The sequence below is a fragment of the Pseudovibrio exalbescens DSM 16456 genome, assembly GCF_000422785.1.
Taxonomy (GTDB): Bacteria; Pseudomonadota; Alphaproteobacteria; order Rhizobiales; family Stappiaceae; genus Pseudovibrio; species Pseudovibrio exalbescens.
Genome location: NZ_AUGS01000008.1, coordinates 253,481 through 265,007, shown reverse-complemented (window position 1 = coordinate 265,007; position 11,527 = coordinate 253,481). Strand labels below are relative to the sequence as shown.

Below are 11,527 nucleotides of genomic sequence, written 5' to 3'. Positions count from 1 at the left end.
GGCTCTGCTTTTATGCGATTTCCGGCAGTTTGAACAGACAAAAAGCGCGGAGGGCCAGCCGCCCGCGCTCCTGCTGTCCCGGCAATGCTGTGTCAGCCTGCCATTTCGTCCGCTTGTGCGCGTTGACGCGGGCTTTCCTTGGCGCGTGTTCCGCCTTCGGCGGTCTCGTCGCGAGACCGGAATTGTTCTTCCAGCCAGCTGACAAACCGGCGAATTTTGGGCTCACTTCCGCGCTTTTCCCGCCAAACGAGGCGGTAACTGGACAAGACACTCTGGTATTCAGGGAACAGGGGAACCAGGTCGCCGGCGGCTTCCGCCTCCGCAGAAAGCAGGCTTGATTCCAGCGTGATGCCAAGGCCCTTGGCGGCGGCATCAAGACACAGTGCGGAACTGTCGAACACCATGGTTTCGTTGATGATCGGGTCTTCAACACCGGCGCTTTCCAGCCAGTTGTGCCACTTTATGGGACAACGGCGGCTGACAATGATCGGCATCTTCATCAGTTCCGCAGGCTTTTTGGGATAGCCGATGGTTTCCAGAAGATCTGGCGCAATGAGAGGGCGGTATTTCTCCTTGCCCAAGGATATCCCTTCATAGCCCGTGGGCACGTCAATGCCCCGAACAAACTCCACATCGTACTGGCCATCATCCGAGACCCCGTTTCCGTCGCTGCTGGCGACCGTCACCGTGATCTCTGGTGTCTGGGTGGTGAATGCCTTCAGCCGGCTCAACAACCAGCGGCTGGCAAAGCCGGATGTGGATTGAATGGACAACAAGTCCCGGTTACCAACGCTTTCGATGGTGCGCGTTGCAGCGCTGATCCGGTCGAAAGCTTCGGAAACCTCGGCGAAATAACGATAGGCGGCTGCGGTTGGGAATACGGCTCGGGAGCGGCGAACAAACAACTCGAGACCCAAGTGGTCTTCCAGTGCTTTAAGTCGGTGACTGACTGCACTGGCCGTAATCGACAGTTTCTGCGCAGCGGAAACCAGACTTCCCGTTTCCATTACTGCTCGAAATGCAACCAAAGCGTTTAGAGGAGGTAAGCGACCCATGAAAAGCCTTGCATAGACAATTACAGAATAAGGATTGGTGTTTATGAGCTATTTTTTATCATAGCGATTGTATAGTTTAAACACCTTCTGCAGTTGTAAATACAAAAGATGACCTATTATGACATTTTCATTAGTGTTTTCGATCCATCGTGACATTATCAATAATTGTATTAGTAACGGAAAAACTGAGAATAAATTATTGATACTTTGTTTTTACATAGAGTATATCAAAGATAAATTCTATTACGTTAAGTTAGAATTTGATCAGTTTGAGAAGACGCAGTCAATTGACGTTAAGGTCATCAAGCAGAAAGGACCGAAATGGACCTTTCCTATTGCAAGCGCGGTGAGGAATATATCATTTAAACCTCATCAATTGCGTGCCGCATTCGTAAACAACCTTGATTGATGAGAATTTCTTGGGCTCAGAAACTGACCAGCGAGACGGTTACTAAGCTGTGGGAAAAGCGGTGGACAATTCTAGGATGAGCAGCGTTTCATCGGTCTTGATCAAGAAAATCACAGGTAGGCGCCATTTAGCCGCGAAAATGTGGGGTTTGTCGTAGATTAGCCAGCATCAATGGATGAGTGCATTGATGCCTTTTGGTGAAACGTTTTATCTTTCCAGTCGTCGGCCAGTGTATGCGCATGTGTCGTTTTGATGATGCAGGTTTATGCATTGGGAGGAAAACGTGTAACAAGCTGCGTCCACGCCCATGGCGTTATCCGACCGACCCAAAGATAAATTCGCGCAAATTCAAGAGGGTATATAAGTTATATCACGTACTATAATCCGAGATGCCTACCAATAGTCAGGATGGTTGAGGGCTGGGGCACACCGTGTAGTGCCTTCGACAGGTTGAAGAGTTGCGCTGGTCAAGGACTGCGCAAGCCATCCTTCAGGGTGGGCCAGAGGCTGCGGAGGCTTTATCATGGACTCGGTGATCGGTTGGAAGCCAACTTTTGAGTAGAAGCTTGGGTCGCCATAGGTGATTGCCATTTCCACCCCCTGTTTCTGGAGGTCTGTAAGACCGTACCGTATTAATGCCTGACCAACGCCCTTTCCTTGCCACTCAGGCGTGATCGCCACTGGCGAAAGCAGAAAGGCTTGTGGCGTGTTGGTCTCGAATTGTAATCGGGTCCATATAATCGCACCCATAACATCAGTTTCTGCTGTCGCAATGAACACACGCAAATCCTGCGATGGCGTCGTGGTGAGCAGGTCTCGGGCCAAGGCGCCGATCAGGTTTCCTTCCTCGGCTCCTTCCGAGGCCGTAAAGGTGCGGCGCATCAAGTCCGTGACTTCGGAATTGCGGTCTGGTGTTGCAAGCGACAGGTGCATGAGTGCTTTCCGTGATGTGTTCAAAGCTGGATGCGGACGGATATAAGGCTCGCATTTACGGGAAACAATAAAAAGAGCCCGCTTCCAGGGTGGAAACGGGCTTCATTTGTGTTCTTGCTATCTCGGCTGAAGCCTCAGGCGCTAGTTGCCAGGGCCTCCAGTTCGCCAACGATGGCGTTGCCCATTTCCTTGGTGGAGATGGTGGCCTGATCGCCTTGCGCGATGTCCTTGGTTCGCAGCCCCTTGTCGAGGGCGTTGGAGATCGCCTTTTCCAGCATGTCCGCTTCGGTGATCATGTTGAAGGAATAGCGCAGTGCCATGGCGAAGGACGCGATCATGGCAATCGGGTTTGCTGCGCCTGTGCCCGCAATGTCTGGCGCGGAGCCATGCACGGGCTCATAAAGTGCCTTGCGCTTGCCTGTGGCAGCGTCCGGGGCCCCAAGAGATGCGGAAGGCAGCATGCCCAAAGACCCGGTCAGCATGGCTGCAACATCGGACAGCATATCGCCGAACAGGTTGTCACAGACGATGACGTCAAACTGCTTTGGCCAACGCACCAGCTGCATGCCGCCTGCGTCGGCCAGCATGTGCTCCAGTTCCACGTCCTTGTAGGACTTGTCATGGGTGGCGGTGACGACCTGGTTCCACAAAACGCCGGATTTCATCACATTGCGCTTTTCCATGGAGGTGACCTTGTTGCGGCGGGCGCGGGCAAGGTCAAACGCAACGCCTGCAATGCGCTCGATTTCGTAGGTGTCGTAAACCTGTGTATCGATTGCGCGCTGTTGGCCGTTCTCCAGGTCGGTGATGGTCTTCGGCTCACCGAAATAGACACCACCTGTCAGCTCGCGCACGATCAGGATGTCCAGGCCTTCGATGACGTCTTTTTTCAAGGAGGAGGCATCGGCCAGTGCCGGGTAGCAGATTGCGGGGCGCAGGTTGGCAAACAGGCCAAGGTCCTTGCGCAGGCGCAAGAGGCCCGCTTCGGGGCGAACGTCATAGGGAACATCGTCCCACTTCGGGCCGCCAACGGCACCAAAAATGACGGCGTCGGCGGCTTTGGCCTTGGCCATGTCTTCTTCGGAGATGGAGGCACCATGGGCATCATAGGCCGCGCCACCGACGAGACCTTCATCAAATTCGAAAGTGTCAGCCGTACGCTCGTTGAACCAGCCAATGACCTTCTTGACTTCCTCCATGATTTCCGGACCGATACCGTCACCGGGAAGAAGAAGCAGCCTATTGCTTGCCATGGGTCTCACTCGCCCCCTTTTTACGCTTGAATTCGGAACGGTGAGATAAGGCCGGATTTCCGCGCCTTTTGCAAGGCGCGGACCCGATAGATGTCCTCAACGATACCTGCCGTGACGCTCAAGTATCTCAATGCGGTAGCCGTCCGGATCCGTTACGAAGAAGAACCGGGCGATCAGAGTGCCATCGCGGAAAAACTCCTTGATGTCTTCTGGAGCGAGCCCTTCTTTCTGGAACCGGGCGTGTTCTTCATCAAGCTTATCAACGCAAAAAGCCAGGTGGCCATAGCCGTTGCCCAGATCATAGCCTTCTGTGCGATCCTTGTTGACGGTCAGTTCCACTTCGAAATCTGCTTCGTCATTGCGCAGGTAAACCAGGGTGAAGCTGTCGAAGTCAAACCGCTCGGCGATCTCGAGTCCGAAGGCTTTTGAGTAAAACTCAACTGAGCGTGCTTCTTCCAGCACGCGGATCATCATGTGAATGGCTTTTGCCATTTGGGAGCCTCATCGCAGTTGATAGTCAAAAGGGAAACAGGCGAGTGTTGCGCCCCCGACCTAGGCCAGTTTGGCCCATCGTTCAAGAGTTGCGGCAAAAACGGACAGCTGAAGGGGACTAGCTGACGCTGAGGCCCGGTAGCAGCTCCACAGCGGGAATGAACTTGGAGGTTTGCTTATCCATGACACGCAATTCGCCGGCGCCGATGTCGAACCATGCGCCATGAAGCTGAAGGTGCTTGTCAGCAAGACGTTTCTCAATGAAAGGAAAGGTGCGCAGGTTCTTGAGACTCTGCCGAATGCCGGCATATTCCATGCCCAGTTGAGGGTCTTCGTTGGGCTCAACCGGATTACACGCCAATTCTATTGCGGCTGGTTCCAACAATTTGATCCATGGTCCCAGAAACTGGCCCGGCGTGCCGGATGCGATCCCACGCGCTCGAAAGGCCTGCACACCGCCGCACTTGCAGTGACCGAGGACAACAATGTGCTGTACTTCCAGCCCTGTTACGGCGTATTCGATTGCTGCGCTGGTGCCGTGGGTGCCCAGATCATCTTCAAAGCCGGGAACGAGATTTGCAACGTTGCGCACGACAAAAAGTTCGCCAGGCCCAGCGTTGAAAATCCCCTCTGGCGAGACCCGGCTGTCGCAGCACGAGATCACCATGACCTTGGGATCCTGGCCATAAATGGCCAGCGCATTGTATTGCTCCCGCAGTCCCGGATAGGTTTTGTCTCTGAACCGGCCGTAACCCGCGAGCAAGTCCTTTGGAAAATCTTTCATGGTGGTCCGTTGTTCCCCGTGTTTGGACAGCACTGGCCGTGCTTTATCATGCGGCAGTCCGAACAAGATAAGGGAAACACCGCGGGTAATCCGCGCTTATCCACGGGTTGTTCGGACTGGCGCAGATCGGTCTGCTATTTAAGCTTGGCGGTCACTTCGATTTCAACCTTCATTTCTTCCTTGATCAGGTCGCAGATCACCATGGTTGCGGCGGGACGAATGTCGGCGAAATATTCGCCAAGCACAGCGAAAACTGCATCCACATAGGCTCTGTCCGTGACATAATAGCGGGCCCGTACAACATCCTCCAGGCTCGACCCCGCGTCGGCAAGAGCGGCCTTGATGGTTTCAAGGGCGTTGGCTGTTTGTGCGGCTACGTCATCTGGCATGGTCATGCTGTCGTAATCATAGCCTGTTGTGCCGGACACATGCACGTATCCATTGGCTATCACTGCGCGCGAATAACCTGCTGCCTTCTCGAAGGGAGATCCGGACGAAATAAGTCTGCGGTCTGTCATGCCTGCAACCCTCCTCGGTTAGATCAGTGGGTATGTCAGCGCGCTTGGCGCTTCTAATAGTCTAGCACAATTGGGGCTGGGGGATTCAATGGCAAAAACAGCGTGATCGGGTCTCGTCCCAGACCATCGCAGTGGGGGCCAAGGTATTGAAAAGAAAAGTTTTTCAAGAAAAGTAACAGGGGCCATATAAGCCCAAATGCCCCCGCTTCGATCTGAATGTCTGGAGCGGGGGCAGTCTAGGGAGGCTAGAGCTTTTCAGGGTCAAGGCCGCCCATACGGCAGACCAGATCCCATTCCTCCGGCTTGACGGGCTGTACCGAGAGACGCATGGAGGTTACCAGCGCCATGTCGGAGAGCCGCTCTTCGGCTTTCACGTCCGCAAGGGTGACAGGTTTGGGCACATCGCACACAGCCTTGATATCCACGCATTCCCAGCGTGGATCATCCGTGGTGCTGTCCGGGTGGGCCGGAGCGCACACTTCCACAATGCCAACAACTTCCTTGCCAATGTTGGAATGGTAGAAGAATCCGCGGTCGCCCACTTTCATGGTGCGCATGAAATTGCGTGCCTGATAGTTACGCACGCCATCCCATTCTTCGCCTTCTTCCCCTTTAGCCTTCTGTTGGTCCCAGGACCACTTGTTGGGTTCGGACTTGAAAAGCCAGTAGTTCAAATCAGGTCTCCGGATTGTTGATGAGCCAGTTCCACGGACGAATTTCAACGGACTCGAACAGGCCAGCGGAGGAATAGGGATCCTCTTGAGAAATTGCCAGTGCTTCATCTCGGTTGGCACACTCTACAATGAGCATGGTGCCGGTCGAGGTTGTCATGTCGTCTGCGAGGAATGGTCCTGCCGCTTTCACACGCTTGCCAAGGTTCTTGATGAATTCCAGATGCGCCGAACGGGTTTCTTCACGCAGGTTGGTTGCGTGGGCCTTGTCGGTGCAGATGATTGCATACAGCATGGGTTCGCCTCCCGAAGTTCATGCAGAATCGCAAAATACGCGTATCTCATTACTATCCAACACGTAAACTTTAAAGGGGGCAGCGATTCAGTGCGCCTCCCTCTTTAGGGGGCGCGTCATTAGGTCGCTAAGCGCCTTTTCAATGCTCAACTCACCCGCAACAACCTGGGCCACAGCGGCAGCAATCGGCATATCGACGCCGTATTTGTCTGCAAGAGCGACGGCTATGCGTGCGGAATGGGCACCTTCTGCCAGTTTTTGTCCGGGGGCTACCAAGCTGTCGGGAGCCTGGCCACGCCCCAATGCAAGACCGAACGCAAAGTTTCGGGATTGCTCCGAGGAGCAGGTCAGAACCAGATCTCCAAGGCCAGACAAGCCTGTGAGCGTTTCCTTGCGCGCGCCGAGGGCAGCGCCCAGACGGGAGAGTTCTGCGAAGCCTCGCGCTGTCAACGCAGCTTGGGCGCTGGCTCCCAGACCATATCCCACGGCGGCTCCGCAGGCGATGGCGAGGACGTTTTTCAAAGCACCGCCGACTTCCACGCCAATCAGGTCATCTGTGGCGTAGGGGCGAAAACTGGCGGAGGCCAATGCCTTCGACAACTGATCGGCGACAGGTGCATTGCGAGAGGCGATGGTAACCGCAGTGGGCAACCCCTTGGCCACATCCGCGGCGAAACTCGGGCCTGACAGAGCGCAGGCAGTGGCTTGCGGCAGCAATTCATCCACAACCTCTGATAGGCGACGCCCGGTGTTCGCTTCAATACCCTTGGCGCAAAGCACCAAAGGGGTACCTGTTTTCACCAGCGGGCGAAGGGCATCCATCATCTGTGCCGTCGTCTGAGCAGGGGTGACCAAAAGAATGGCGTCTGCCCGAGAGACTGCCTGCGCCAGATCGCTCGTACCCGTTATGTTTTCGCTCCACGTTATGCCTGGTAGGTAGCGTGGATTGGCATGGTCATTATTGATGGCTTTTGCCGTTTGTTCATCCCGCGCCCACTGGGTTACTTCACGCCCGGCGCGACAAGCGGCCAACGCCAACGCTGTCCCCCAGGAACCGCCGCCAAGAACCGCGATATTCTGATAGGATGTGGGCATAGCATAGCCTTTCTTGTCTTATGGTGCCTTGGCCGTGAGCCCGAGGCGGTGACGCAGCAGGGGCAACGGGCGCTGAAAATCCAGATGAAAGCGATCTGGCAGGAGGTTAGCGGGTTCGGTCAGGTCAAGCCACTGGTACCGCATCAAAATGCTTCCTTCGCCTCGGCTGGAATGGTGTTCATAATGATCCCAGCTCAGCGCTGGCTTGCGGCTAATCCGGCCGTGGAACAACGCGCGCATCTGCCAAGTCGGTCGGGGTGTCTCGGTGCACAGGTAAGCTTCCCTTGACAACAAATCCAGAGCGGGGCGAGTTTGCAAGCCGGTTTCCTCTGCAAATTCCCTCAGGGCGCCTTGAAGAAAGCTTTCGCCGGGATCTACCGTGCCGCCCGGTATCCACCACCGTGAATCCTCGGGCATCTCCGGCTCATACATGACCAGCAGGTCTCGCTCACAGGTGAGATAAACATAGGCCTTGAAGACAAGATGCCCTTCAGGTGCTTCGTTTGCGGGCACGTGATATCGGGTCAAAACGGGTTGCGTCACGGTGCCTAGTCTTTCAAACCCAGCCGTTGGCGCAAGCTGGTGAGCGGGCGATCAAAGTCGGCATAAAAAAGGGCGGGAGCCAAAACGGCGGGTTGGGTGAGGTCGATCCATTCATACCGCAGGCGAATGGGCGGCCCGCCGTCGCTTGGGTGCATCTCGAAATGGTCCCAGTGCGTCGCTGGTTTTTTCCTCAGTTCAGCGTGGTAGAACACCCGGTGCTGCCAACCCGGATTGCGGATCTCGGTTTTCAAATAGGTTTCCTCACCCAAAAAGGCGAGAGGTGCAGACAAGGACAATCCGGTTTCTTCTTCAAACTCGCGCAGTGCCGCCAACAGGAAGCTTTCGCCCGGATCGACAGTACCGCCGGGAACCTGCCAGCCTTCGTCTTCCGGAACTTCCGGTTCATGCATGACAAGCAGGTCAGTGCCACAGGTCACGTAGATATAAGCCTTGAAGGGTAAATCGCGTCTGGAAACATGCATCAAGATGAGCCTTTGAATACGATCAGGCGCTCAGACCTTCGCGCCCTTCTTGCCTGACCCATAGACGCTTTGCGATAGCTGGTCCAGCGGCCACCGTGGACGCGGGGACTCGTCCATATCGTCGTCTATGCCGTTTCCCGACAAGGCTGTGGGGTCTTCATCCCGGCTCAAGCGCAGGCGCTCGATACCGGCCCATGCGATCATGGCTGCGTTGTCGGTGCACAACTTGTGTGGTGGTGCGATGAGCCGTGCTTCGCTTTGGTCTGCGGTTTCCTGCAGGCGCTGGCGAATGGCATTGTTGGCGGCTACGCCGCCCGCGATCACCATGGTGGGTTGGACCTGCGGGTACCGCTGGCGGAAAACATCAAAGGCGCGTTCTGTACGGTGCCCTATTACATCTGCGACTGCGGCCTGAAAGGCCGCGCACAGGTCGTTGACCGTGTCTTCGTCTACAGGCTCTTCCTTCAGGGCAGCAGTGCGCACAGCTGTCTTCAAGCCAGCAAATGACATGTCCAGTCCAGGCCGGTCGAGAAGGGGGCGAGGCAGCTTGAAGCGGGATGGATTTCCCTTCTGAGCCGCTCGCTCAACTGCAGGTCCGCCGGGGTAGGGCAGGCCAAGCAGTTTGGCCGTCTTGTCGAACGCTTCACCGATTGCATCGTCGATGGTGGTGCCAAGCCGCTCATAGTCTCCGACGGCCTTGACGAGCAGAAACTGGGTGTGGCCGCCTGATACCAACAGCAGTAGATAAGGAAAGGGAACGTCATCCGTCAGGCGGGCTGTCAGCGCATGACCTTCAAGGTGGTTGATTGCCAACAAGGGCTTGTTTGTTGCCATCGCAATGGATTTGGCCGTCATCAAGCCAACAATGACGCCGCCGATCAATCCTGGGCCTGCTGTCGCCGCTATTGCGGACAGGTCGTGCCAGTCAATTCCCGCTTCGGTCATTGCCTGTTGGGTCAAGCTGTCGAGTACCTGAATGTGGGAGCGCGCTGCGATTTCCGGCACGACACCGCCATAAGTTTCGTGCTCGTGAATCTGGGAATAGATTGTGTTGGAGAGGATCCGGTGCTCTCCTGTTCCATCCAACCGCACCACCGCTGCGGCGGTTTCGTCACAACTTGTTTCTATGCCGAGAACGGTCAGCACCCGGTAACTCCTTATGACCTGTTCTTAGTTTATGCCCGAATGGCCGATTGATTTTATAGGTCGAACGCTTTACTCGCTCCCTTAGCACGAGGTCCTAGCGTTGGAAATGAATTCCTTGCAAAAAAAGCTCATCAAAATCGGCACGCGTGGCAGTGCGCTGGCTCTGGCTCAAGCGCATGAAGCTCGAGATCGCCTGATGGCGGCTCATGATTTGCCCGAGGATGCCTTTGAAGTCGTTGTCATAAAAACATCTGGGGACCGCATTCAGGATCGGCCGTTGTCCGAGGCTGGCGGGAAAGGGTTGTTCACAAAGGAAATTGAGGACGCTCTTCTGGATGGCAGTATCGATATGGCGGTGCATTCTACAAAGGATATGCCGACCGTGTTGCCCGCCGGGCTGGCCCTTACAACCTATTTGCCCCGTGAAGACGTGCGCGATGCATTCCTTTCGCCCAAGGCAACGCGAGTGGAAGACTTGCCTGAGAACGCTGTCGTGGGCTCTTCGTCATTGCGCCGACAAGCGCAGGTCAAGCGGCTGCGTCCCGATATTGATGTTGTCATGTATCGTGGCAACCTGCAGACGCGCTTGCGCAAGCTGGAGGAAGGCGTGGTGGACGCCACGTTCCTGGCGTGTGCAGGGTTGGAGCGGTTGGGCATGACCCATGTAATCACCTCGCGCTGCAATACGGAGCAGTTCGTGCCTGCGGTTGGCCAAGGGGCGATTTGCATTGAGGTGCGCGAGAATGATGCGCAGATGGCTCAGCTGCTAGCGCCGATTCATGACCCGGCCACCGAGATACAGGTCACTGTGGAACGGGCATTCCTTGCTGAAATGGACGGTTCTTGTCGCACCCCGATCGGTGGGCTTGCAGTGATCGAGGCAGACCGGATACGCTTCGTGGGTGAAGTGATCAAACCCGATGGCAGCCAGACGCATCGTGTTGAGCGCGAAGGTTCCGTTTCTGAGGCCGAGGCGCTTGGGCGAGCGGCTGGCAAGGAACTCTATGCCAAAGCGGGGCCCAACTTTTTGGAGAGTTGATGCGTATTCTCGTGACCCGTCCCCAACCAGAAGCCGAACGGACCGCGGTGCAACTGAGGGATTTTGGGCATGAGGTCTTTATAGAGCCCCTGCTCGATTTCGAGGTTGTGACACCTGCGCCAGCGGAACTGGATTTTGCGGGGTTGGGAGCGATGGCGCTCACCAGCGAGCGGGCTGTCAATGCACTGGTGGCGTTGGGTGTCGTGGACCAGTTGACGCACCTGCCTGTGTTCGCGGTGGGTGATCGCAGCGCAGAAGCTGCGGTGCAGGCCGGCTTTACAGAGGTTTACAGCGCCGATGGAGCGTTGGGCGACCTTGAGCGGTTGATCGTACGCCATGGTGTTTCGGGCACTCTTTTTTACCCCCATGGGCGTGATTTGAGTGGTGACCTACCAAAAATCCTCGAAAACTATGAGATAAAATGTCGCGGCGCTTTGGTTTATACCATGAATGCGCGTCAGCGCTTGTCGGCGGAGACCGCGCAGCGTTTGCGTGGCGGCGAATTCGATGCCGTGTTGTTCTATTCCCAGCGGACCGCCCACACGTTTACCGAGCTTTTGCGCCTTGAAAAAATCAAAGTGCTGGTTAACTCTATGAAAGCTCTATGTGTTTCCGAGAAAATAGCCGCAGCGCTGGATGGCTTCGCAGAGGTGGAAATCGCGCGCGAACCCACTGAGGCGGCGTTGTTTGATCTGATTTTAAGGAAACACGCGCCAAGCTAGACCGCAATTCTCTTGATTGCGCTACACTGAAATATGTGGCCTATGAAGATGTGTTGCAGATCGCTTGCCAACCCAGATTGAAATTTACCC

General features: G+C 55.6%; 14 protein-coding genes. 2 read left to right on the top strand and 12 right to left on the bottom strand.

Annotation, left to right across the window (positions count from 1 at the left end; all coding sequences use genetic code 11):
* Positions 1-92: 92 nt before the first annotated feature.
* The 12 genes from G512_RS20395 to tsaD all read right to left on the bottom strand — a co-directional run bounded on the left by G512_RS20395 (position 93) and on the right by tsaD (position 9,673).
* Positions 93-1,055, bottom strand: coding sequence for a LysR substrate-binding domain-containing protein (locus tag G512_RS20395; protein ID WP_081657406.1), 963 nt, complete (start codon positions 1,053-1,055; stop codon positions 93-95).
* Between the two features lie 802 nt (positions 1,056-1,857).
* Positions 1,858-2,397: a GNAT family N-acetyltransferase gene (locus tag G512_RS0108065; protein ID WP_028481283.1), complete on the bottom strand. Its 540-nt coding sequence runs from the start codon at positions 2,395-2,397 to the stop codon at positions 1,858-1,860.
* 134 nt (positions 2,398-2,531) lie between these two features.
* On the bottom strand, positions 2,532-3,650 hold the full coding sequence (gene leuB / locus G512_RS0108060; RefSeq protein WP_028481282.1) for a 3-isopropylmalate dehydrogenase: 1,119 nt from the start codon (positions 3,648-3,650) through the stop codon (positions 2,532-2,534).
* 96 nt (positions 3,651-3,746) lie between these two features.
* The gene (locus G512_RS0108055; RefSeq protein ID WP_028481281.1) at positions 3,747-4,142 is read right to left on the bottom strand and encodes a VOC family protein; all 396 of its coding nucleotides are present in this window, start codon (positions 4,140-4,142) and stop codon (positions 3,747-3,749) included.
* A gap of 118 nt (positions 4,143-4,260) precedes the next feature.
* A complete protein-coding gene (locus G512_RS20390) occupies positions 4,261-4,926 on the bottom strand; it encodes a carbonic anhydrase (RefSeq protein WP_036488997.1) in 666 nt (221 codons plus the stop codon).
* Positions 4,927-5,060: 134 nt separating this feature from the next.
* The gene (locus tag G512_RS0108045) at positions 5,061-5,444 is read right to left on the bottom strand and encodes a RidA family protein (RefSeq protein WP_028481280.1); all 384 of its coding nucleotides are present in this window, start codon (positions 5,442-5,444) and stop codon (positions 5,061-5,063) included.
* 245 nt (positions 5,445-5,689) lie between these two features.
* Positions 5,690-6,118, bottom strand: coding sequence for an EVE domain-containing protein (locus G512_RS0108040; protein WP_028481279.1), 429 nt, complete (start codon positions 6,116-6,118; stop codon positions 5,690-5,692).
* 1 nt (position 6,119) lies between these two features.
* Positions 6,120-6,410: a YciI family protein gene (locus G512_RS0108035; protein WP_028481278.1), complete on the bottom strand. Its 291-nt coding sequence runs from the start codon at positions 6,408-6,410 to the stop codon at positions 6,120-6,122.
* 87 nt (positions 6,411-6,497) lie between these two features.
* The gene (locus G512_RS0108030; protein WP_028481277.1) at positions 6,498-7,505 is read right to left on the bottom strand and encodes an NAD(P)H-dependent glycerol-3-phosphate dehydrogenase; all 1,008 of its coding nucleotides are present in this window, start codon (positions 7,503-7,505) and stop codon (positions 6,498-6,500) included.
* Positions 7,506-7,523: 18 nt separating this feature from the next.
* Complete coding sequence (locus G512_RS22050; protein WP_051269108.1) at positions 7,524-8,048, bottom strand: NUDIX domain-containing protein; 525 nt, start codon at positions 8,046-8,048, stop codon at positions 7,524-7,526.
* A 5-nt stretch (positions 8,049-8,053) separates the two neighbouring features.
* A complete protein-coding gene (locus G512_RS20380) occupies positions 8,054-8,530 on the bottom strand; it encodes an NUDIX hydrolase (RefSeq protein WP_051269105.1) in 477 nt (158 codons plus the stop codon).
* 30 nt (positions 8,531-8,560) lie between these two features.
* Entirely contained in the window at positions 8,561-9,673 is a 1,113-nt protein-coding gene (gene tsaD, locus G512_RS0108015; protein ID WP_073833181.1) for a tRNA (adenosine(37)-N6)-threonylcarbamoyltransferase complex transferase subunit TsaD, read from the bottom strand.
* A 103-nt stretch (positions 9,674-9,776) separates the two neighbouring features.
* Here tsaD and hemC point away from each other — a divergent pair, with 103 nt between their 5' ends.
* Together hemC and G512_RS0108005 are read left to right on the top strand one after the other, a co-directional pair.
* A complete protein-coding gene (gene hemC / locus G512_RS0108010; RefSeq protein ID WP_178378250.1) occupies positions 9,777-10,715 on the top strand; it encodes a hydroxymethylbilane synthase in 939 nt (312 codons plus the stop codon).
* The gene (locus tag G512_RS0108005; protein ID WP_028481274.1) at positions 10,715-11,437 is read left to right on the top strand and encodes a uroporphyrinogen-III synthase; all 723 of its coding nucleotides are present in this window, start codon (positions 10,715-10,717) and stop codon (positions 11,435-11,437) included. The genes hemC and G512_RS0108005 overlap by 1 nt, the downstream gene beginning before the upstream one ends.
* The last annotated feature ends 90 nt before the right edge of the window (positions 11,438-11,527 follow it).